At 75.0% G+C, this 22,128-nt stretch carries 20 protein-coding genes; 7 read left to right on the top strand and 13 right to left on the bottom strand.

The window, feature by feature from the left end; translation table 11 throughout:
• Nucleotides 1-255: 255 nt before the first annotated feature.
• Entirely contained in the window at nt 256-1,947 is a 1,692-nt protein-coding gene (gene phoA / locus ACIPEP_RS13515; protein ID WP_402717533.1) for an alkaline phosphatase, read from the top strand.
• A gap of 41 nt (nt 1,948-1,988) precedes the next feature.
• Here phoA and ACIPEP_RS13510 read toward each other — a convergent pair whose 3' ends face one another.
• From ACIPEP_RS13510 to ACIPEP_RS13490, 5 genes are all read right to left on the bottom strand, one after another.
• Nucleotides 1,989-2,651, bottom strand: coding sequence for a response regulator transcription factor (locus ACIPEP_RS13510; RefSeq protein ID WP_071294651.1), 663 nt, complete (start codon nt 2,649-2,651; stop codon nt 1,989-1,991).
• The gene (locus ACIPEP_RS13505; protein ID WP_402717532.1) at nt 2,648-3,949 is read right to left on the bottom strand and encodes a sensor histidine kinase; all 1,302 of its coding nucleotides are present in this window, start codon (nt 3,947-3,949) and stop codon (nt 2,648-2,650) included. The genes ACIPEP_RS13510 and ACIPEP_RS13505 overlap by 4 nt, the downstream gene beginning before the upstream one ends.
• A complete protein-coding gene (locus ACIPEP_RS13500; protein ID WP_402717531.1) occupies nt 3,946-4,653 on the bottom strand; it encodes a DedA family protein in 708 nt (235 codons plus the stop codon). Before ACIPEP_RS13500 ends, ACIPEP_RS13505 begins: the two co-directional genes overlap by 4 nt.
• Before the next feature lie 120 nt (nt 4,654-4,773).
• Nucleotides 4,774-6,282, bottom strand: a complete 1,509-nt coding sequence (gene rfaE2 / locus ACIPEP_RS13495) for a D-glycero-beta-D-manno-heptose 1-phosphate adenylyltransferase (RefSeq protein WP_402717530.1) — start codon at nt 6,280-6,282, stop codon at nt 4,774-4,776.
• Nucleotides 6,279-7,679 (bottom strand): aldehyde dehydrogenase family protein, encoded by a 1,401-nt coding sequence (locus ACIPEP_RS13490; RefSeq protein ID WP_402717529.1) that lies wholly within the window; start codon nt 7,677-7,679, stop codon nt 6,279-6,281. Before ACIPEP_RS13490 ends, rfaE2 begins: the two co-directional genes overlap by 4 nt.
• 134 nt (nt 7,680-7,813) lie before the next feature.
• Here ACIPEP_RS13490 and ACIPEP_RS13485 point away from each other — a divergent pair, with 134 nt between their 5' ends.
• Nucleotides 7,814-8,920, top strand: a complete 1,107-nt coding sequence (locus ACIPEP_RS13485; protein ID WP_402717528.1) for a glycosyltransferase family 9 protein — start codon at nt 7,814-7,816, stop codon at nt 8,918-8,920.
• Between the two features lie 54 nt (nt 8,921-8,974).
• Here the strand turns inward: ACIPEP_RS13485 and ACIPEP_RS13480 are convergent, their stop codons facing one another.
• From ACIPEP_RS13480 to ACIPEP_RS13450, 7 genes are read right to left on the bottom strand one after another with little or no spacing between them, the layout of a single operon-like run.
• Nucleotides 8,975-9,679 (bottom strand): SDR family oxidoreductase, encoded by a 705-nt coding sequence (locus ACIPEP_RS13480; RefSeq protein WP_071294656.1) that lies wholly within the window; start codon nt 9,677-9,679, stop codon nt 8,975-8,977.
• Nucleotides 9,680-9,718: 39 nt separating this feature from the next.
• A complete protein-coding gene (locus tag ACIPEP_RS13475) occupies nt 9,719-11,200 on the bottom strand; it encodes a PfkB family carbohydrate kinase (protein ID WP_402717527.1) in 1,482 nt (493 codons plus the stop codon).
• Nucleotides 11,197-11,820: an SIS domain-containing protein gene (locus ACIPEP_RS13470; RefSeq protein WP_261646710.1), complete on the bottom strand. Its 624-nt coding sequence runs from the start codon at nt 11,818-11,820 to the stop codon at nt 11,197-11,199. The genes ACIPEP_RS13475 and ACIPEP_RS13470 overlap by 4 nt, the downstream gene beginning before the upstream one ends.
• On the bottom strand, nt 11,817-13,181 hold the full coding sequence (locus tag ACIPEP_RS13465; RefSeq protein WP_402717526.1) for a glycosyltransferase: 1,365 nt from the start codon (nt 13,179-13,181) through the stop codon (nt 11,817-11,819). Before ACIPEP_RS13465 ends, ACIPEP_RS13470 begins: the two co-directional genes overlap by 4 nt.
• The gene (locus ACIPEP_RS13460; protein ID WP_402717525.1) at nt 13,178-14,179 is read right to left on the bottom strand and encodes a glycosyltransferase; all 1,002 of its coding nucleotides are present in this window, start codon (nt 14,177-14,179) and stop codon (nt 13,178-13,180) included. The genes ACIPEP_RS13465 and ACIPEP_RS13460 overlap by 4 nt, the downstream gene beginning before the upstream one ends.
• A gap of 52 nt (nt 14,180-14,231) precedes the next feature.
• The gene (locus ACIPEP_RS13455) at nt 14,232-15,311 is read right to left on the bottom strand and encodes a glycosyltransferase family 9 protein (RefSeq protein ID WP_336696443.1); all 1,080 of its coding nucleotides are present in this window, start codon (nt 15,309-15,311) and stop codon (nt 14,232-14,234) included.
• The gene (locus tag ACIPEP_RS13450; RefSeq protein WP_402717524.1) at nt 15,308-15,859 is read right to left on the bottom strand and encodes an HAD-IIIA family hydrolase; all 552 of its coding nucleotides are present in this window, start codon (nt 15,857-15,859) and stop codon (nt 15,308-15,310) included. The genes ACIPEP_RS13455 and ACIPEP_RS13450 overlap by 4 nt, the downstream gene beginning before the upstream one ends.
• Before the next feature lie 100 nt (nt 15,860-15,959).
• On the opposite strand from ACIPEP_RS13450, the gene ACIPEP_RS13445 reads away from it, so the two are divergent.
• The 3 genes from ACIPEP_RS13445 to ACIPEP_RS13435 all read left to right on the top strand — a co-directional run bounded on the left by ACIPEP_RS13445 (nt 15,960) and on the right by ACIPEP_RS13435 (nt 18,487).
• Nucleotides 15,960-16,943, top strand: coding sequence for a glycosyltransferase family 9 protein (locus tag ACIPEP_RS13445; protein ID WP_402717523.1), 984 nt, complete (start codon nt 15,960-15,962; stop codon nt 16,941-16,943).
• 50 nt (nt 16,944-16,993) lie between these two features.
• The gene (locus ACIPEP_RS13440) at nt 16,994-17,350 is read left to right on the top strand and encodes a PRC-barrel domain-containing protein (RefSeq protein WP_070418952.1); all 357 of its coding nucleotides are present in this window, start codon (nt 16,994-16,996) and stop codon (nt 17,348-17,350) included.
• Between the two features lie 117 nt (nt 17,351-17,467).
• The gene (locus ACIPEP_RS13435; RefSeq protein WP_402717522.1) at nt 17,468-18,487 is read left to right on the top strand and encodes an SGNH/GDSL hydrolase family protein; all 1,020 of its coding nucleotides are present in this window, start codon (nt 17,468-17,470) and stop codon (nt 18,485-18,487) included.
• Here the strand turns inward: ACIPEP_RS13435 and ACIPEP_RS13430 are convergent.
• On the bottom strand, nt 18,439-19,347 hold the full coding sequence (locus tag ACIPEP_RS13430) for a universal stress protein (RefSeq protein WP_402717521.1): 909 nt from the start codon (nt 19,345-19,347) through the stop codon (nt 18,439-18,441). The two genes, ACIPEP_RS13435 and ACIPEP_RS13430, sit on opposite strands and share 49 nt — an antisense overlap.
• A 115-nt stretch (nt 19,348-19,462) precedes the next feature.
• Here ACIPEP_RS13430 and ACIPEP_RS13425 point away from each other — a divergent pair, with 115 nt between their 5' ends.
• A complete protein-coding gene (locus tag ACIPEP_RS13425) occupies nt 19,463-19,915 on the top strand; it encodes an NUDIX domain-containing protein (protein ID WP_402717520.1) in 453 nt (150 codons plus the stop codon).
• 111 nt (nt 19,916-20,026) lie between these two features.
• The gene (locus tag ACIPEP_RS13420; protein ID WP_402717519.1) at nt 20,027-22,069 is read left to right on the top strand and encodes a carboxypeptidase regulatory-like domain-containing protein; all 2,043 of its coding nucleotides are present in this window, start codon (nt 20,027-20,029) and stop codon (nt 22,067-22,069) included.
• The last annotated feature ends 59 nt before the right edge of the window (nt 22,070-22,128 follow it).

Raw genomic sequence — 22,128 nt, 5'->3', positions numbered from 1 at the left:
GGGGGGCGCCTCCCCGGCGGCCACATTGGTGGGTTGGCACATTACGGTGGGGGGAACCCTGAAAACGGGGGGGGGGGGGGGGGGCCGCCCCCCCCCCCCCCCCCGGGGGGGGGGGGGCCCCGGGGCCCCCGCGCCTCCCGTCTCGCTGTCACCGCGTCTGTTCATCGACCAGACCGGGCCCGTTCACCCGCCTGTACCCACGCACAGCCATCCTCGGATGGCACCCGTTCGGGGCACAGACGAGGGGAACACCCAATGCAGCACACTCCGCAGCGCCGCCGCCGCGCGGCGCTCGCACTCGGCGCCGCGCTCATCGCCGGCGCCGTCGCCCTGCCGGGCGCGGCCGAGGCCGTCGGGCAGCTCGCGCTGAACCAGCACGGCGGCGCACAGCGCCACCAGGGCGACCAGACCCGGTCGATCCAGCAGGAGATCAAGCGGGCCGGCGCGAAGAACGTCATCCTGCTCATCGGCGACGGGATGGGCGACTCCGAGATCACCATCGCGCGGAACTACCAGTACGGCGCGGCCGGTCGGCTCCCGGGCCTCGACGCGCTGCCGCTCACCGGCTCGTACACGACGTACTCCCTCTACAAGGACGGTGCGGACAAGGGCAAGCCCGACTACGTCACCGACTCGGCGGCATCCGGCAGCGCCTGGGCGACGGGGACGAAGACGTACGACGGCGCGATCTCGGTCGACATCGACGGGAAGCAGCAGCAGACGCTCCTCGAGCTCGCGAAGGCGAACGGCCTCCGCACCGGCGACGTGTCCACCGCCGAGATCCAGGACGCCACCCCGGCGGTCCAGGTCGCCCACGTCGGCGCCCGCTCCTGCTACGGCCCGGACACGGCGTCGTGCGGCACGGACGCGCTGCAGAACGGCGGGCTCGGGTCGATCAGCGAGCAGCTGCTGAACACGCGCCCGGACCTCACCCTCGGCGGCGGTTCGGCGAGCTTCCAGCAGACCGCGAAGGCCGGACAGTGGCAGGGCTCGACGCTCTTCGACCAGGCTGAGCAGCGCGGCTACCAGGTGGTCTCCGACGCCGACGGCCTCGCCGCCGTTCGTCGCGCGGACCAGTCGAAGCCGCTCCTCGGGCTCTTCACGCCGGGCAACTTCCCGACCCGGTACGCACCCACCACGGCGACGGTAGGCGGGGCGGACCAGGCACCGGTGCAGTGCACGCCGAACCCGGCACGCCTGTCGACCGGGCTGTCGCTGCAGTCGCTCACGAACAAGTCGATCGACCTGCTGAACCGTGACCGTGCGAAGACCGGCAAGGGCTTCTTCCTGCAGGTCGAGGGCGCGAGCATCGACAAGCAGGACCACGCCGCCGACGCCTGCGGCCAGATCGGCGAGACGATCGACTTCGACGAGGCCGTGCAGTCCGCACTCGCCTTCGCGAAGAAGGACGGCAACACGCTCGTCATCGCCACGGCCGACCACGCCCACTCGAGCCAGATCGTCGACAGCACGCCGCCGACCTCGCTCTCCACGGCGCTCCGCACCGCGGACGGCACCACGATGAAGGTCTCGTACGGCACCTCGGCCGCGGGCAGCTCGCAGCAGCACACCGGCACGCAGGTCCGCATCGCGGCGTACGGCCCGGGTGCCGCGAACGTCGTCGGGCTGTCGGACCAGACGGACACGTTCTCCACCATCCGCGACGGGCTCCGGCTGCACGACGACCTCGCAGCACTGTCGCGCGGCGCCCGCATCGACCTGTCCGTCGGGGCACCGCGTCCGAACCAGCGCGTGACGCTCACCGGGTCGCGGTTCGCCGGTGACCGCCAGGTGCGGGTCGCCGTCGGTTCGACCGACCTCGGCACGGTGGACGTCATCGACGGCACGGCGACGGTGGCGTGGAAGGCGACGTCGGGGAAGTCGACGATCACCTTCACCGGCGTGCAGTCCGGCAAGCAGGCCTCGAAGCAGGTCCGAGTCCGCTAGCCTCCTCGGCTCGGTCGAGACGGCCTGGTGACACCGGTCCCTCAGGGGGCCGGCGTCACCAGGCCGGTCTCGTACGCCAGCACCACCGCGTGCACCCGGTCCCGCAGCTGCAGCTTCGCCAGGATCCGGCCGACGTGCGTCTTCACGGTCTGCTCGGCGATGTAGAGCTCCGCCGCGATCTCCCCGTTCGACCGGCCCCGTGCCAGCAGGAGGAACACGTCGCGCTCCCGTTCGGTCAGCACCTCGAGCACCTCGGTCCGGGGTGCGGCCGGGAGCGGGCCCGCGACGAACGCCTCGACGAGGTGCCGGGTCACCCGCGGCGCCAGCAACGAGTCGCCCGCCGCGACCGTGCGGACCGCCTGCACGAGCTCGTCGGCGCTGGCGTCCTTGAGCAGGAACCCGCTCGCCCCGGCACGGAGGGCGTCGAACACGTAGTCGTCGATGTCGAACGTCGTGAGCATGACGACCCGCACCGGCTGCGTGGCCGGAGCGGCCGTGATCCGTCGGGTCGCCTCGATCCCGTCGAGCTCGGGCATCCGGACGTCCATGAGCACGACGTCGGGTCGGAGCCGCAGCGCCTCGACGACCGCTTCGGCGCCGTCCGACGCCTCGCCCACGACCTCGACGTCGTCCTGGGCCTGGAGGATCGCCCGCAGTCCCATGCGGAACATCTGCTGGTCGTCCACCACCATCACACGCGTCATCGGGTTCCTCGGTCGGGCGGGGCCGTGCTCGGCTGGGCGGTGCTCGGGTGGGCGGTGCTCGGGTGGGCGGGCAGGGTCACGGCGACCCGGAACCCGCCGTCCGGGAGCGGCCCGTGCTCGATCGTCCCGCCGAGTGCCGACACGCGCTCCCGCATGCCGGCGAGCCCGAACCCGCCATCGTCCGGGGGAGCGGCGGGGACGGTGCCGGCGGGTGGCGCGGCGTTGGTCACCTCGACCGCCAGCAGGGCGCCGCGCCGGGCGACCGTCACGATCGTGACCGCACCGGGAGCGTGCCGCGCGACGTTCCCGAGCGCCTCCTGCACGACCCGGTACGCGCTCAGCTGTGCCAGCCGGTCGTCCCCGTCGTCGGATGCGTCGTCGTCGAGGTGGAGCTCGACCGGGATCCCGGCGGCCCGCGTGGCCTGCACGAGCGCGGGGAGGTCGGCGAGCCGGGGCTGCGGCGCCCGTTCCGCCGAGCCGTCGCCGCGCAGGGTGCCGAGCAGCTGCCGCATCTCGCGGAGCGCCGTCCGCGAGGTCTCGGCGATCGCCGCGAACTCCGCACGTGCTGCCGGCGGGAGGTCGGCCACGCGGAACGGCGCCGACTCGGCCTGCATGTGCACGACGGACATGCTGTGCGCCACGACGTCGTGGAGTTCGCGGGCGATCCGGGAGCGTTCCTCGACCGACCGGCGGCGGGCCTGCTCGAGTTCGGCGTCGCGGCGGGCCTCGGCGAGCTCCACCCGGACGGCCCGGCGCTGCCCGATCGCCACGGCCGTCCCGGCGAGGAGCAGGTCGCTGCCGCCGGAGACGACGAAGGTCGCGGCCCAGACGTCGGCCGGGTCCCACCGACCGGGGACCACCGCGACCAGGCCGAGCGTGAGCACCGTCGCCGCGGTCCAGACAGCCGCGGTGAGTCGCCAGTCCGTCCGGACGCCGAGCACGACGAGGAGCGCGCCGACGCCGATGATCGCGGTGACCGGGAGCGGCCACGGACCGGCCGGCGACCCGGCGGTGAGGAGCCCGAGGGCCGCCACCCCCGCCAGGTGCACCACCGAGGCCGTCCGCGGCAGCACGGGAGCGAGCCCGAGCGAGACGGAGAGCACCGCGGTCACGAGCAGCGCGAGCGGGACGGGCACGTCGTACACGGCGACCGTCACGGGTGCGGCCACCGCGAAGAGCGTCGCGGCGACGACGACGAGCACGATCCGGGCGACGACGACGGGCCAGGTCGCCCACTCCCGGCGCGTCGACCACGGCCGGCGTCGGCGCGGCGTCACGGGTGGGACGTGGGCGGTCACGGTCGTGCGGTCCCTCCGGAGTGGGCGAGGTGCGGTGCGGTGCGGGGGGCGCTGAGGACCGCTGCCCGGGCGTCCGCGCGGTCGTCCGCCCGGGCGGACGCTCGGGCCTCCCGCTTCCGGGTGACTCTACCGATGACCCGGTCGACGGCGATCCCCAGTCCGGCGGCGACCACCATCGAGACCAGTGCTGCGACGAGCGGCTCGTGCAGCACGCTCGACGCCGCGAGGGCGATCCCGATCGAGGTGGCCGACCACGCCAGCCCGGCGACCGAGCTGATCGCGAGGAACTTACGGTACGGGAGCCGGGTCGCACCGGCGGTCATGTTCACCGCGACGCGTCCGACGGGGATGTACCGACCGACGAGGATGAGGCTCGCGGACCGCCGTCGCATCTGGCGCTCGGCGAACGCGAACGCCGCGGCGATCCTCGGACGCCGGGACCGGGCGAGGCGGCCGAGTCCGATCCGACGGCCGATCCAGTAGGCGACGGAGTCCCCGGCGACCGCCCCGAGTGCGGCGGCCGCGAGGACCCCGGCGAGGACCGGCTGGCCGGAGGTCGCGGCGATGGCGGCGACCGCGACGAGGGCGGCCTCGCTCGGCACGGGTGGGAAGAAGCCGTCCACCAGGCAGAGCGCGAAGATGACGACGAAGACGAGCGGGCTGGCCGCCAGCTCGACGACGAGCGGGGTGATCTGGTCGAACACGGTGGCTCCCTCCGCCGACGGACCTCGTCGACGGGTTCGACGCTACGGAGCGTGCGACCGGCTGCCATCCCGCGCGGGTCTCGACCACCCCCTACCGCGGTATGACTTCCCCCTGACGGGTCACGGTGTGGCCTCGGGGTCCGTCCGTGCGGCCTCGGTCGCCGCGGCCGCCTCGCGGATCCGTCGGACGACGGCGGTCGTGGAGTGCTCGGGCACGTAGTCGACCATGACGACCTCGCCGCCGTAGCCCTCCACCACCGCGGTCTCGCGCAGCATCTCGGGCGAGTAGTCACCGCCCTTGACGTAGACCTCGGGGTGCAGCCGTTCGATGAGCGGGATCGGGGTGTCGGTGGCGAAGACCGTCACCAGGTCGACGCACGCGAGGGCGGCGAGGACACCGGCCCGGTCCTCGGCCGGGTTGATCGGCCGCTCCGGACCCTTCAGGCGCCGGACGGAATCGTCGTCGTTCAGTGCGACGACGAGCAGGTCGCCGAGGTCCCGGGCCTGCCGGAGGTAGGTCGTGTGTCCGCGGTGGACCACGTCGAAGCAGCCGTTCGTGAACACGATCCGTCGTCCGGCCTCCCGCGCGGCGTCCACCGCGGCGGCGAGCTCGTCGTGGTCGACGACGGTCGCGGCCGGCGCGGTCACCGACTCCAGCAGCGCCGCGGCCGAGCACACCGAGGTGCCGGCCTCGCGGACGACGACATCGGCTGCCGCCTGGGCGACCGACACGGCGTCGCGGAGCGGGGCGTACACCGCGAGCGCCACCGTGGCAGCGGCGCAGAAGGTGTCGCCAGCACCGGAGGCCTGCTGCTCCGACGCGGGGACCGCCCGCGTGCGGAAGCCACCGTCGGAACCGTGCTCGACCAGGACCGTGCCGTCGCGGTCCAGCGTCACGACCGCCGCACGTGCGCCGGTCCGTCGGAGGACCTCGTGCCGGGCGTCGACGACCGCGGACGCCCGGTCCGGGCCGGTCCCGAGCGGCGCCCCGAGCAGGGCGGCCGCCTCGCCGGCGTTGGGCGTCACGAGGTCGGGCCGGAGCGCCGCCCAGCGGGTGAGGTCGTGCGCGTCGACGACGACCGCGGTGGGACGGTCGGCGTCGAGCACGGGGACGACGTCGGCCGGGTCCACCCCGAGGCCGTAGTCGCAGACGACCGCGGCGTCGGCGCACCGCAGCGCGCGGGCGACGGCCTCGGCCAGCCGGACGCCGTGCTCGGCGGTGGGCTCCGCGGCGATCTCGTCGACGCGGACGACGACCCGGTCGCCGCCGACGACCCGCGACTTCGTCGTGGTGCGGGTGCCGGGGACGACGACCATGCAGGACGTGTCCACCCCGGCGGCGTCGAGGCGTTCGCGGAGCACGGCACCGGCCTCGTCGTCGCCGAGCAGCCCGACCATCCGGACGCGGGCGCCGAGTGCGCGGGCGTTCACCGCGGTGTTCGCCGCGCCGCCAGGGACGGCCACGGTCTCCGTCACGCGGACCACCGGGGCCGGGGCCTCGCGCGAGACCCGTTCGGCCTCGCCGACGGTCCAGCGGTCGAGGATGCAGTCGCCGATCACGACGACGAGCGGCTCGCGGTCGTCGACCGTGGCGACGAGGTCCCGGACGAGCCGGACGTCGACGCTCACCGGTCACCCCCGGCCGGCGGGGCCGCCTCGAGGTGCACGACCGTCGTGGTGGTGAGCTCGTCGAGCAGGTGCGGGCCGTACCCAAACCCGGCTCCGGAGGCACCCCGGGGCTGCGCGCTGCCACCCGGGGCACCGCCGAAGACGGCGTTCACCTTCACCGTGCCGACGGGGAGTTCCGCGGCCGCACGCAGGGCGTGTCCGGTGTCGTTCGTGAGCACCGTCGCCGCGAGGCCGTAGCGGTCGGACGCCGCGAGCCGCAGGCCCTCGTCGAAGTCCTCGACGACGCGCACGGGGGCGATCGGCCCGAAGGTCTCCTCGATCATGACGAGCATGTCGTCGGTGACACCGGTGAGCACGGTCGCGGGGTAGAAGGCGCCCGGGCCGTCCGGTGTGGCACCGCCGGTGCGCGCCGACGCCCCACGCTGCAGCGCGTCGTCGACGTGCGACTGCACGGTGCGCCGGAGCCGGTCGTCGACGAGCGGCCCGTACTCCGCCGCCGGGGCGGACGTGCGCCGCTCGGCCTCGGCGACGAGTGCGGTCACGAACGGCTCGGCGACCGCGCGGTGCACGTACACCCGCTCGACGCTCGTGCAGATCTGGCCGGTGTTCGCGAAGGCGCCGAGGGCCACCTGGGCCGCGGCCCACACCGGGTCGACGTCGGCGTCCACGACGACCGCGTCGTTCCCGCCGTTCTCCCGGACGACGTGGGCACGGGTCCGCACTGCAGCCTCGGAGAGCCGGTCCCCGGTCGCGGTGGAGCCCACGTGCGCGTACACGTCGATGCCGTCCTGCGCGAGGAGCAGTTCACCCGTCGCGCCGTCGCCGTCCACGCCGACGAGGACGCCGTCCGGCAGGACCTCGGCGAGCAGGGCGTTCAGGCGGGCGATCGTCGCGGGGGAGCGCTCGCTGCCCTTGTGCACGACCGTGTTGCCGGTGACGATCGCGGCGCCGAGGATCCCGCACGCCACGGCGACCGGGTCGTTCCACGGGGTCAGCGCGAGCACCACGCCGCGGGGGTGCGGCACCGACCAGTCGGCAGCGCCGAACGCGCCGCGCAGGGCCTCGCCGCGGTGCACGGGTCCGAGCTCGGCGTACTGCACGAGCGTCCCGACCCCGGCCTCGACGCCGCCGAGCGCGTCGCCGGGGACCTTGCCGGTCTCCCGGGTGTTCAGCTCGGCCAGCTCCTGGGCGTGCGCGCGGACGTGCTCGGCAGCGCGGTGCAGCAGGGCACCCCGCTCCGCCGGTGCGGTCCGGGCCCACATCGGGGCCGCGGCCCGGGCACGGGCGACGGCGGTGCGGACCTCGTCCTCGGAGGCGCGGCGCACCGTCGAGGCGAGGGTCCCGGTGGCGGGGTCGGCCACCACGATGTCATCGGTGGCGGGGGGAGCGATCGTCATGGTGTCCTTCCGGGGGACGGGCGGGGGTCCGACGGTCCTCGCGGGAAGCTGGGCACGCCCACGGCATCGCGTTTCTCGTCCATCCGAGCCCGCTGCTGGACGTCCGGGCGGCCCCCGGTCGGTAGACGGGACGGGTGCAACTGATCGGCAACGGTGGAGAACGGTTCGACGATGTCCGCGAGATCGGGGTGCTCCGGGGCGGGGGCCTCGGCGACCTGCTCTTCGCGGTGCCGGCGCTCGATGCCCTGGCAGCGGCGTACCCCGAGGCGCGCGTCACCCTGCTCGGCACGCCGACCGCCCCGGCGGTGCTGCGCGGCCGGACCGACGCCGTGCACGTGTTCGAGGAGCTGCCGGTCGTCCCGGGCGTCCGGGACTCCGGCGAGGGTGCTCCGACCCTCGCGGACTTCGAGTCGCGGCTCGCCGGGCGCTTCGACCTCGCCGTGCAGCTGCACGGGGGCGGACGGAACTCGAACCCGTTCCTGCTCCGGCTCGGCGCCCGGCACACGGTCGGCACCGCCACCGAGGACGCCGAGGTCACGGAGCGCTGGGTCCGCTACGTCTACTACCAGCACGAGGTCCTCCGGGCGCTCGAGGTCGTGTCGCTCGCCGGTGCTGCACCGGCGACCCTCGACCCCCGCGTGCGGGTCTCCGACGAGGAGCGCGCGGCGGTCCGCCACCGGCTCGGCGTCCGCACCGCGTCGGACCGCAGCGGGCGGCTCGTCGCGATCCACCCGGGCGCCACCGATCCGCGGCGCCGCTGGAGTCCGGACCGGTTCGCCGCGGTCGCCCGGGCTCGGCTCGCCGCCGGTGACGACGTCGTCCTCGTCGGTGACGCCACGGACGTGCCCGCTGCGGCAGCGATCCGGGCCGCGCTGCCCGCCGACACCGCGTACCGCGTGCACGACCGCACCGGCTCGCTCCCGCTCACCGACCTCCCGGCGGTCCTCGCGGCGGCGGACGTCATGGTCGGCGACGACTCCGGCCCGCGGCACCTCGCCGTGGCCGTGGGCACCCCGACGGTGGGCGTGTTCTGGTTCGGCAACGTGGTGAACGCCGGTCCGTTCGACCGCGGTCGGCACCGCGTCCACCTCTCGTACGTGACGCGGTGCCCGGTGTGCGGGGTCGACGTGACGCAGGTCGGGTGGACGGCCGAGCGCTGCGCGCACGACCCGTCCTACGTCGACGAGGTCGAGCCGCAGGCCGTGCTCGACGACGTCGCGGACCTGCTCCGCACCACGTGACGGGAGGCGCGGTGCGGGCCCGCACCGCGCCTCCCGTCCGTCAGACGGTCGCGTCTACGGCCAGCTCGGCTCCGTCGCCGGCATGATCGACAGCTCGCGGATCTCGCAGCCGGCCGGCTGCGCGAGCGCGAACAGGATCGCGTTCGCGACGTACTCCGGCTCGATGAGCTGCGCGTCCGGCCCGGGCTTGTACTGCTCCGTGCGGTCGGCGAAGAAGTTCGTCCGCATGCCCGCCGGGATCACGTTCGTGACGCCGACGCTGCCGCCGGTCTCGGCGGCGAGGGCCTGCGAGAACCCGCGGACGCCGAACTTCGACGCCGAGTAGGCGGTGCCGTCCCCGACGCCGCGGAGGGCGAGCGACGAGGAGACCGTGACGACCCGACCGTGCGACGCCTCGAGTGCGGGCAGCGCCGCACGGACGACGGCCGCCGTGCCGAGCAGGTTGACGGCGACGATCCGCTCCCAGTCGCCGGACGAGATGCCGCCGATCGGAGCGGGCTTGTCGATCCCCGCCGCGGTCACGACGGCGTCGAGGCCGCCGTGCCGTTCCGCTGCCTCGCGGACGGCTCGCTCGGTCGCCTCCGTGTCGGTGACGTCGACCGCGACGGCGTCGAGGCCGTCCGGGACGGCATCGATCCGGAGGTCGAGGACGATCGGCGTGCCGCCGGCCTCGGTGACCGCGGCGACGACGGCGGCCCCGAGGCCGGAGGCGCCGCCGGTGACGAGGACACGGCCGATGGGGGTGGTGGGGACGGGCATGGACTTCCTTCCGTGGTGGGGTGGTGGGGGCGTGCCGGCTCAGCCGACGTGTTCGAGGGCCGCCGCGAGTCGCGTGGTCGACCGGCCGGGGTGGAACGGGACCGTCACGACGCGGCCGCCCCACTCGGCGAGGGTGCGCGACTCCGGGAGCTCGGCCGCGGTGTAGTCGCCGCCCTTCGCCCAGACGTCCGGACGGAAGCGGCGCAGGGCCTCGTCGGGCGTGTGCTCGTCGAAGACCACGACGGCGTCGACGCAGTCGAGCGCGAGGAGCAGCTCGACGCGGTCGTCCTGGCCCATGATCGGCCGGTCGGGGCCCTTGAGCGCCCGGACCGAGTCGTCGGAGTTCAGGCAGACCACCAGGCAGTCCCCGAGCGCCCGGGCTGCCGAGAGCGTGCGGGCGTGCCCGGCGTGCAGGAGGTCGAAGCAGCCACCCGTGGCCACCACGGTCCCGCCCGCGTTCCGCACGTCGTGCACGAGGCGCATCGCGTCGCGGTCGGCGCCGGGGACGCGCACGGGTGCCGGACCCTCCTGGGCGAAGAGCGCCGTGACGCCGCCCGCGGCGAGGTACTCGGACGCGGCGGTGACCCCGGCGGTGACGGCCTCGGCGACGTCGGCTCCCGAGGCGAGGGCGACGGCAACACCGGCGGCGAGACGGTCGCCCGCACCGCAGGGGTCGCCTGCGGTGACGGAGGGTGCCGGGACGAAGCGGTTGCCGTCCCTGCTGCTCGCGACGAGCGCGCCGCGGTCGCCGAGCGTCACGGCGACGGCGTCGACGCGCCACGTGGCGACCAGGTGGGCCGCTGCCGCGGTGGCGAAGGTGACGTCCGCGCTGCCGGCGCTGCCCGCGCCCGCGTGGGGTGCCACGACCGCGTCGGCGGTGAACCGGCGCGCCTCGGCGGAGTTCGGGGTCACGACCGCGACCCCGGCGACCGGTGCGGCGCCCGTCGGGTGCGGGTCCCAGACGACGGGGGTGCTCCGGGCCGCCCGGGCGAGGGCCTCCCGCATGGTCGGGGCGGCGGCGACCCCGCGGCCGTAGTCGGCGACGACGACGGCGTCGACCCCGTCGAGGGCGGCGGTCATCGCGTCGGTGACGTCCGGGACGGGCGGGGTGCCGCACCCCTCGTCGATCCGCACGAGGGCGTGGTCGACGACGCGCACGCGGGTCTTCACGGGCGTGGGCGCTCCGGACGGGCCCGCGACGACGGTGACGTCCGGGAGCAGGCTGCGGATCTCCGGTCCCCTGGAGTCGTCGGAGAGCACGGTGACGAGGGTCACGTCGTGGCCGTCGCGCGCGAGCATCGTCGCCACGAGGCCGGCGCCACCGGCACGGCGGTCGTCGGTGCGGACGTCGACGACGGGCACGGGCGCGTCGGGGCTGAGGCGCTCGCTCGTGCCGGAGACGTCGACGTCGAGCAGGGTGTCCCCGACGACGGCGATGCGGAGCCGCGGAGCGGTCGCGGACCCGTGCGGCACGGTGGGGTTCCCGTGCGGCACGGTGGGGTTCCCGTGCGGCCCGGTCATCGCCGTGCCCCGCGGCGGAGCGCCGGTTCCATCGCCCGGCACAGCGCGTGCACGAGGACGAGCTGCGCCTCCTGCACGTTCGCAGACGGCCCGTCGATGCAGATCGCGTCGTCGACCGCCTCGGCGAGCGGGTTCGGCCGCGGCCCCGTCATCGCGATCGTCCGGGCCCCGACGGCGCGGGCGGCCTCGGCGGCGCGGAGCAGGTTCGGGCTCCGACCGCTCGTGCTCAGCAGGACGAGGACGTCGCCGGCCCGTGCGTGCGCCGAGACCTGTCGGGCGAAGACCTGGTCGAAGCCGTAGTCGTTCCCGATGGCCGTCACGGCGGAGGACTCGGCGTGCAGGGAGATCGCCGAGTACGCCGGGCGGTCCCCGTCGAAGCGACCGGTCAGCTCGGACGTGAGGTGCTGCGCCTCGGCCGCCGACCCGCCGTTGCCCGCGGCGAGCAACCGGCGTCCGGCGACGAGCCGCGCGGCGATGTCGTCCGCCCAGGCACCGATGTGGTCGCCGTGGTCGACGAGCGACGCGACCACGGGGACCGAGGCCGCCACGTGGTCGAGCACGATCCGCGCACTGGCGCTGGTGCGCTCGTCGACGGTCCCCGTGCGTTGGTCGATTGTCATCGTGCCGTCCTCTCGGTGGACTGGGTGGAGCGGGCGGTCCGTCCGGCCCGTGGACCGCGGGTCTCGGTGTCGATCGGGGCGAGGGCGTCGGGGGCGAGGGCGTCCGGGACGGGGGCGGCGACCGACCGGCTGCCGGCGAGCAGCCGCTCGTAGACCCGCTCGCTGTCCGCGGCGACCTTCTGCCACGTGTAGCGCGACTCGGCACGCTCGCGGCCGGCCCGTCCGTACTGCGCCCGTCGGTCGGGGTCGTCGAGCAGACCGCCGACGGCCGCGGCGACGGCGTGCTCGTCGCGCGGGGGCACGTGCAGCCCGGTGGCGTCCTCGACGACGGTGTCGATCAGCCCCCCGACGCTCGACGCGACGACCGGGCGCCCGCACGCCATCGCCTCGAGCGGGACGATCCCGAACGGCTCGTACCAGGGCGCGCAGACGACGACGTCCGCGCTGCGGTAGACCGCCGGCATGTCGTGCTGTCCGAGCTGGCCCCGGAAGGTGACGTGGTCGCGGACACCGAGGGACCGCGCGAGCGCGTCGAGGCGCTGGTACTCCGGGTCGTCCGGGAGGTCGGCGCCGGCGACTCCGGCACCGCCGACGACGACGAGCTCGACGTCGCGACCCTCGTGCACGAGCGCGGCGAGTGCGGCGATGGTGGTCCCGACGCCCTTGCGCCGGACGAGCCGCGACGCCGTGAGGATCCGGGCGGCACGGCCGCGCTCCTCCACGGGGAGACCGGCGCCCTCGGGTCGGAACAGCGACACGTCGACGCCGCAGGGCACCACGGAGATGCGGTGCAGCGGGACACCGAGCGCCTTCAGCTCGAACGCCTCGTCCGAGCACGTCGCCACGACCTGGTCGGCGCTGCGGCCCACCGCGGGCTCGAGCCACTCGCGCTCGGCCGGGCTCGTGTCGGCAGCGCCCTGGTGTCGGCGCTTCACGACCCCGAGCGCGTGGAAGGTCTGGACGACCGGGATGCGGACGCCGCCGGTGCGCGCCTGGACCTGGGCGACGGCTTCGAGGGCCGCGTGCCCGGACATCCAGAAGTGCGCGTGCACGACGTCGGGCCGGTCGACGAACCACTCCGCGGCGAGCACCGACGCGAAGGTCCCCATGTACGGGAAGAGGTCGTCCTTCGGCACGGTCCGCGCGGGCCCGGCATCGACGTGCACGACCTCGACACCGGGGCGGAGCAGGACGCGCACGGGCTGGTCGGCGTCGTCGCGGCGCGTGTACACCGTCACCCGGTGCCCGCGGTCCGCGAGCGCGCCCGACAGTTCGGCGACGTGCACGTTCTGCCCGCCGGCGTCGACCCCGCCGAGGACCGCGAGCGGACTCGCGTGCTCGGACACCATCGCGATCCTCATCGCGCACTCCCTTCCAGCGCGGCGGAGGCCGTGCGGTTCCGCGTCACGGCGCGCGTCACGGCGTCGTCGAGCAGGTCGTCCCAGTCCGCGGTGAAGCGGCCGAGTGCGTGCCGCGCGAGCGCGGCCTCGCGGGCGACGGCACCCCGTCGGCGCGCTTCGTCCGGGTCCTCGAGCAGGGTCCTGGAGGCGCGGACCAGCTCCTCGACGTCCGTCGCGATCGCGCCCGCCTCGGCCGGGACCGTGCGGGCCGCGTCCGTCGTCGCCAGGACCAGGACCGGCATCGCCAGGTGCATCGCCTCGATGAGCGACAGGCCGAGGGACGTCCACCGGTTCGGGTGCACGTACGCCCGGCGCTCGGCGAGGGCGGCGTGCATCGGGTCGGCGGGCACGTCGCCGCGGGCGACCACACGGTCGCCGAAGTCGAGTTCGGGCAGGCGCTCGGTGCCCATGCCCCAGACGTCGACCGGCGCGACCGCGGCGAAGCGGGGGAGCAGGTCGGTCCCGACGACGCGGCCGCGGCGCACGGGTTCGTTGATGACGACGCCGAGTCGGTCGAGCGTGCCGGTGTACCGGGGCCCGGGGTCGACGACGCCGTGCTCGACGACCGTGGTCCGCGTCGAGCCGCAGTCCCACATGAGCGCGTTCCAGTGCGTGACGTGGGCGATGGTGACGTCGTCGCGGTCCCGCAGCGGGTGGCGGCTGTTCGGCACGTCCACACGGGGTGCGTTGTGCTCGACGAACACCATCGGGACCTCGCGCCCGCCGAGCAGCCGGCGCGCCTCGTCGAGTTCCTCGGGCCGCTGCAGCACCACGACGTCGACCTCGGCGTCGGCGACGTCGGCCGGGTCGATCTCGACGACGGAGGCCGGCCAGGCGCGGTCGGCACGGCCGAGCCCCCAGGCGTCCCGGGCGGGCGTGGTCGGGACGAGGTACTCGTGCTGGCCGCGGACGAAGGCGTCCATCCAGCCGCCGTGCACGTGCCACACGAGGATCCGCATGCGGGGCCTTCCGGTCGGGACGAGGAGAAGAGGAGGAGGAGCAGTGCGGAAGCTACGCAGCACCTTCTGGCGTGCTCCGCAGACTTCTCCGGACCATCCGGGAAGCGCGGTCGAGCAGCCTCCGGTGCGCTTCGAGGACGTCCTCGATGCGCACGGAGGACAGGCACGGGTGCCCCGGCACCGGGCACGCTCGGGCTCGGCTGAGGCGACACGGAGCCCCCTGGTCGCCGAGCAGTTCGACGAGCGGTGCGTCCGGCGCCCACTTGACCGCCGGGACCACCGGCGAGAACAGGCTGACGATCGGCACGCCCACCGCTGCGGCGAGGTGCGCCGGCCCCGTGTTGCCCACGACGACGACCTCGGCACCGGCCAGGACCGCCGCGAGCTCTGCCGGCGTGGTGCGGCCGCCGAGGTCGATCGCGGTGTCGCCGGCGACCCGCGCCGTCAGGGCGCGCTCGCCCGGCGAGCCGGTGACGACGACGGCGGTGCCCTGCGCCGCGTACGCGGCGACGAGGGCCCGGTGACGGTCCTCCGGCCAGGCGCGGGCCGGGACGCTCGCGCCGGGGTGCACGACCACGTACCGGTCCAGCCCGGCCACCTCGGCAGGCGGGGCGACGTCGAGACGCACGCCGAGCCTCCTGGACGCACCCGACGGCAGTCGGAACCCGGCGGCCTCGGCGATGCGGAGGGCGCGCTCGGGTTCGGGGACGTCCTCGGGGAGGTCCTCGCCGGGTCGGAGCCGCACGTCGAGCAGTGAACCGGGGTGGTCGACGCTCGCGCCGGAGACGCGACGGACGCCCGCGAGGCGGAGCAGCAGCGCGACCGGCAGCGGCGACTGGTGGAACGAGGTGAGGACCACGGCCTCGTCCGGCGCCTCCTCGGCGACCAGGGCGCGGAAGTCGGCGAGCAGTGCGTCGTCGATCGGGCGGGCGGTCTCGGTGACCCACGGCGCCGCCCAGACCCGGACCCGGTCCACGCCGGGCAGCAGGTCCGCGGCGGGCGCACCCTGCGGCCCGCACAGCATCGTCACGTGGGACGCGCCGGCGGCCACGGCCCGGACGGCGGGACCGGCGACGAGGACGTCGCCGAACGAGTCGAGCCGGACGACGAGGACCCGGGGTCCGGTCCTCACGTGCGCACCGCCCGCACGTGGTCGAGGACGAGCGCCACGGCGTCCTCGATCGTCGCCGCGACCGTCGGCGCGGCGTCGACCTCCTCCTGCCGGGTGCGCGGCGTCGGGACCAGGACGGCCTGGGCGCCCGCGGCCAGAGCGGCGGCGACGTCCGCGCCGATGTCGCCGACGACCACGAGCTCGGACGGGTCGAGGCCGAGACGTCCGGCCGCGTCGAGGACCATCCCGGGCCGCGGCTTCCGGCACGCGCAGTCGTCGTCGGCGTCGTGCGGGCAGACGCACCACACGTCGAAGGGTCCGACGAGTTCGTCCACCCGGGCGTTCGTGGCGTCGACCTGCTCGCGCGTCGCCATCCCCTTCGCGATCACCGACTGGTTCGTGACGACCCCGAGCGCCAGACCGGCTGCGCGGGCACGTGCCACTGCTCGACGCGCGCCGGGGACGGGCACCACCCGGTGCGGGTCGGCGTTGTACGGGACGTCGATGACGAGCGTGTCGTCCCGGTCGAAGAGGAGACCGCGCACGGTGCGGTCCGGAGCGAGGGCCATGCTCCTGACGTACCGACCGCGGGCCGGTGACGGGTTCAGGAACAGCCGCGGAACGCGTTCCCGGACGGGCGGGCGGCGGCGTCCGTCTAGCGTCGGCGCGGTGACCGCCGTCGACACCCTGCCCCCGTCCGACGGGCGCCCCGAGCTGCTCGTGCTCCGCGCCATCAAGCTCGGCGACCTGCTCGTCGCCGTGCCCGCACTGCACGCGCTGCGCCGCGCCTTCCCGGACCACCGGATCTCGCTCGCGACGACGGCCTGGCTGGCGCCCGTCGTGGAGCTCGTGCCCGACGTCGACGTGCACCTCGCCCAGCACGGTCTGGACCACCCGATCGGCGCACCCGCGGGCGCGGTCGACGTAGCGGTGAACCTGCACGGCGCCGGGCCGGAGTCGTCCGACCTCGTCGCCGTGCTCGGTGCCCGTCGGGTGATCGGCCACGCCGACCCCACGAACGGCTTCGACGGACCGGAGTGGCCCGACGCGGTGCACGAGCGCGACCGCTGGGCCGACCTGCTCCGGTGGCACGGGATCGAGGCCGACCCCGACGACGTCGCGATCGCCCGTCCCGACGCGCCGCCGGTCGCCGAGGGTGCCGCGGTCGTGCACGTCGGCGCGTTCCACGGTGCGCGGCACTGGCCGACGGACCGCTTCGCCGCCGTGGTGCGCGGACTGCGCGAGCGCGGCCTCGACGTGGTGCTGACGGGAGGCGCGGACGACGTCGAGCGCGCCGCCGCCGTCGCGCAGGCGGCCGGGCTGGCGCCGGGGGCGGTCCTGGCCGGCGTGCTCGCACTGCAGGACTTCGCGGGCGTGATCGCGGCCGCACGGCTCGTCGTGACGGTCGACACCGGCGCCGCGCACCTCGCGTCCGCCTACGGCGTCCCGTCGGTGGTGGTCTTCGGTCCGGCGCCGCCGGAGGCATGGGGGCCTCCGGCCTCCGGTCCGCACGTCGTCCTCACCGACGCCTCGGTGCGGCGCGGCGACGTCTTCGCCGAGGACCCGGACCCCGCGCTGCTCGCCATCGGGCCCGACGACGTGCTCGCCGCGGTGGACTCGCTCGGCGTGACCGACCCGTCCGCGGCCCGGTAGCGTCGACGGAGAGCGACCCGGACGCGCCGGGTGCTCGCGAGGAGGCGCACGTGTTCGAAGCCGCGAACATCCGGGACTGGATCGGCCTGCCGGTCGTCGACGAGGCGGACGACAAGGTCGGGACGCTCGAGAGCATCTACTACGACACCGCGACGTCCGAGCCTGCCTTCGGCGCGGTGACCACGGGGATGGTCGGCTTCCAGAAGCTCCTGTTCGTGCCCCTGACCGGAGCCCTCGTCGCGCCGAAGCACCTGCGTGTCGCGTACCCGAAGAAGACCATCAAGGCCGCGCCGACGATCGCGACCGACGGCGAGCTCGACGCGTCGCTCGAACCCGAGGTCTACCAGCACTACGGGCTCGAGTACCGCACCGGCAGCGGGGGAGAGCGGCGCCTGGGTCGTCGCTGACCGCGGCGCCCGGTCGTTCGCTGACCGCGGCCGCCGGGTCGACCGGTTAGCCTGGTCCGTCCGACCCGTCCCTGGAGGCCGAACCTGCTCCGCTCCGTCCGCTCGACGCTGCTCGCCGTGGTGGCGGCCTTCGTCGTGCTCGCCGGATCGGTCGCGGGTGGTGGTGCGGCGTGGGCTGCACCGATGTGGCCGGCCCCGCAGCCCTACCCGGTGACCGGTGTGCCGGCGGAGACGCTCGCGGACATCCCGCCGGGCAGCGAGTACGTCGCGCTCGGCGACTCGTACTCCGCGGGGTACGGGCTGTCCGACCCGACGCACCTGCCGACGAGTGCGTGCGGGCAGTCCGCCCAGGACTACCCGCACCGCATCGCCGCGCGCTTCGGGCTCGCCCTCACCGACGTCACGTGCGGCGGCGCCACGAGCGACGACGTCACGAGCGGCTTCCAGTTCAAGGGCGTGCCGCCGCAGATCCGGTCGCTGTCCGAACGCACCCGCCTGGTGACGCTGACGATCGGCGGGAACGACGCCGACCTCTTCGGCACGGCGGCGTCCTGCCTCGCGCTCTCGGCGAAGGGCCCGGTGTTCTCCGGACGCGACGCACCGTCCTGCCGGAGCACGCTCGTGGCCGACGGCGAGGACCTGCTCGGCACGAAGATCGAGTCCCGCGTCGCCCTCGGCATCGCCGACACCCTCGCCACGGTCAAGGAGGCCGCGCCGAACGCGACGATCGTCTTCCTCGGGTACCCGGCGATCTTCCCGGACGCCGACCACACGCCGAAGGGCGGCTGCTTCCGGTCCGCCCTCGACCTCGGGACGCTCGCGGGGTCCTTCCCGACGAACTCGTACCCGTTCACGAACACCGACGTGCGGTACCTGCACGGCGTGCAGGAGGCGCTGAACGACGTCTCGGCGTCGGCGGCACGAGCAGCCGGGGTCCGGTTCGTGGACGTGTTCTCGTCCACCCAGGCGCACTCGGCGTGCGCGACGAAGAAGCCCTACGTGTCGGGCGTCTCGCTCGACGGCACCGGCGACCTGCGGCGGATCGACCTCGAGCCGGGCGCCCTGCACCCGAACACGCGAGGCGTCGCCTACCTCACGAAGCGCGTGGCGGCCGCCGCGCGCGACCTCGCCGGCTGACCGGTCGCGGCGGGGACCTCCGCGCTGCCGACGTCGTGTGCGCCGTGCGCCGCCCGCGGGACCACGCACACCGGCGACGCGGTCTCCCGCAGGACGTCGTGCAGCACCGACCCCGAGAGCGCCGTCACGTGCCCGAGGCCGAGCACGACGAGCGAGGCACGGCGGGTGTGCGCGGCGATCGCGTGCCCCGGGTGCCCCTCGACGAGCAGCGGGTGGAACCGGACGCCGGGGTACCGAGCGGTCAGGGCCGTCGTGACCCGCTGCAGCAGCTCGGCGTTCCGGGTGCGCCACCGCAACGGGTCCTCGGCGAAGTCCGTGAGGCCCGTGCGGGTCAGCACCGGCATCTCCCAGGCACGCAGGAGCGTCACGCGACGGTGGAGTCGGTGCGCCTCGTCGACAGCGATCGCGAGGGCGCGTTCGTCGATCGGCTCCTCGACCGCGAGGACGACGTCGCCGTCGATCGGGTGCGGCCCCTCCGGCACGACGACCGTCGGCACGGCTGCCCGTTCGGCGACCCGCGCCGGGTCCCCACCAGCCGTCGAACCGCGCCGGCCACGGAAGGTCCCGACGACGAGCAGGTCGCCACCGTCGGACTCCTCGACGAGTGCCGCGGCGAAGGGCCCGGCGTGCCGACGCACCTCGACCCGGACGTCGGGCATCGCGGTGCGGGCAGCGTCCGCCAGGGCGTCGGCCACGCGCTTGCCGTCCGGTCCGGTGCGTCCTTCGATCGCCGGGTCCACGCCGATGACCCGGATGCGTTCGATGCCCGTGCCGACCCGGGACGTGACCCAGTGCAGGGCTTCCTCGTGCGGCTTCGCCGCGTCGGCGGCCAGTGTGACCGTCGTCCACCGTTCGTCCATCCCGATCGACCTCCTCGTCCGGGGTCCTCCGGGGGCGTCGCCATGGCGCTCCTTGCGCTGCAAACTACTCCCGTTGCCCGCTGTGTCGCCGTTGCCCGCTGTGTAGCCTCGCGCTGTGGTGTTGAGCGCTGGACTCCTGCTGTACCGGGCCGACGACGCCGGCGTGCAGGTCTGGATCGCGCACATGGGCGGGCCGTTCTGGCGGGACCGCCCGCGCGCGTGGTCGATCCCGAAGGGGATCGTCGAGGGGGACGAGGACCCGCTCGACACCGCACGGCGCGAGTTCGCCGAGGAGATCGGGGTCGCCGCACCGGACGGACCGGTGACCGATCTCGGCGAGGTGCGGCAGGCGTCCGGCAAGCGCGTGCGGGTGTTCGCGGTCGACGCCCCGGGCTTCTCGGTCGATCGGGTGCGGTCGAACACGGCGCGGATCGAGCTGCCGCGGGGCTCCGGACGGTTCGTCGAGGTGCCGGAGGTCGACGACGCACGCTGGGTCCCGATCGACGAGGCGCGGTCGATGGTCGTCGCGGGACAGGTCGCGGCGCTGGACCGGCTGACCGCGGAGTGACCGGCTCCGGGCGCGTGTCACGAACACGTCTCGGTGTGGACGGACTTCGCGGTCCCTGGATAACCTGAGCGAGCGTCGTGGTGAGGCGGCGCCGAAACAGGGGAGTTCCACATGCGGCGTTGGCGCGCAGTCACCGCAGGGCTGACCGGGATCGTGCTCGGAGCGGGTCTGGCGTTCGGGGGCGCCACGAGCGCGTCCGCCGCGCCGGCCGGCCACTGGGGCACGTTCACCGTCAGCGGGTCGAGCAAGGCCTACACGGGAACGATGACACTGCCGGGGTTCCCGGCGACGACGTTCACGTCGAACTCACGGCAGTCCACCGTGATCAGCGGTGCCTCGACCTGGCAGGGGCCGTCGACGGGGCCGGGCGCGGTGTACGGCTCGAGCCGCGGGAACACCTACATCAACCAGCGTCCGAACGCCGACTCGCCGACCTCGTCGGCGGCGTCGACCACGACCTACACCTTCGACGGTGCGACCCCAGGCAACGGCAGCTGGTCCTTCGTCCTCGGTGACGTCGACGCCGACCAGGCGACGATCTCCGCGACCGTCCAGGGCGGCGCAGCGGCGACCGCGGCACAGCTCGGCTACCAGAGCTCGTACAACTCGTGCTCGTCCGTCTCCGCCGGCGGATGGAGCTGCCCGGCCGATCCGGGCGGAGTCCCGGCCGGACAGGACACCCCCACGTGGGATGCCGCGACCCGGACCCTGACGGGGAACGCGGCCGCCAACGACACCTCCGGCGCCACCGCGTGGTTCACGCCGACGGTCCCGCTCGAGACCCTGACGATCACCTACCAGCAGCGCAGCGGGTTCCCCGTCTACCAGACCTGGTTCGCCAACCGCACGGCGGCGATCACCGGCACCGCGACGCTCGACGACACCCCGATCCCCGGCGCGACCGTCACGGTGCAGGCACCCCGCGGCACGCTCTACACGACGACCACGGGCGCCGACGGGACCTACTCGTTCCCGGAGCTCCCGGTCATCGGCGGCTACACCGTGACGATCACGCCGCCGCCGAACGCCGACGGCACCCCGTCGACGACGACGTCCCTCAACACGGTCCCCGGCGGCGCCGACCAGGTCGTGGACTTCCCGTTCACCGCACCACAGGGCACCACGTCGGTCATCGGCACCGTGACCGACGCCGACGGCAACCCCGTGTCGAACGTCCCCGTGGTGATCGTCGACCCGTCCGACGGCGAGGAACTCGTCAACACGACGACGAACAGCGACGGCGTCTACACCGGCTCCGACCTGCCCGCCGGCACCGACCTCGGTGTCTCGGTCGGCGACGAGGACCCGACGACGATCACGACCGGACCGGCCGGTGGCGACCCCACCGCGCTCGACCCGATCGAGGCCCCCGCCGCGGTCATCGCGACCGTCACCGGTGTCGTCAGCCTCGACGGCGCTCCCGTCGCGGCCGGCCAGGTCGTGGAGCTGCTGCAGGGCACCACCGTCGTGGCCTCGACCACCACGGACGCCTCGGGCCGCTACACGTTCCACACCGCGGCCGGCACGTACACCGTCCGCACCACCGTCCCGGAGCCCGGAGCGACCGGCCCGACCCAGAACACCGGGGTCACCGTCGCCGGTGGCGCGAGCGCGGAGTCGGACCTGCCGTTCGCGACGCCCGCGGCGCCGGTCGTCACGACCACGGACCAGCCCGGCACGGTCACCGACACGAACGGCGACCCGGCCGCGGGCGTCGACGTCGTCGCGACCCCGACCGACCCGGAGGCCGGCGACCCCGTCCGGACCACCACGGGCACGGACGGGACGTTCGACCTCACCGGCCTCGCGCCCGAGACGGAGTACACCGTCGAGGTCGACGGCGCGGACCCCGTGACGATCACCACGCCCGCGAGCGGTTCGGCCGCGGCGCTGGCGATCACGGTCCCGGCCGCCGTCGTGACCCCGACGCCCACGCCGTCGGCTCCCGCTCCGGCTCCGACGCCCGGCGGCGGTTCCGGCACGACGCCGATCTCGTCCGGTGGCGGATCGACCACCGGCGGCGCGCTGGCGTACACGGGCGCCGACCTGGCGCCGGGGCTCATCGCGGCGGGCGTGCTCGTGCTGCTCGGCGTCGGGCTCCTGACGTTCCGGGCGGTGCGCAACCGCCGCCGGACGTCGCACCTGCAGGACTGACCGCACGACGACGGGGCGGGGCCGGCGCTGCCGGTCCCGCCCCGTCGTGCGTGCGGGGC

The sequence above is a fragment of the Curtobacterium sp. NPDC087082 genome, assembly GCF_044745045.1.
Classification (GTDB): domain Bacteria; phylum Actinomycetota; class Actinomycetes; order Actinomycetales; family Microbacteriaceae; genus Curtobacterium.
This window is presented reverse-complemented; position numbering and strand designations above follow the sequence as displayed.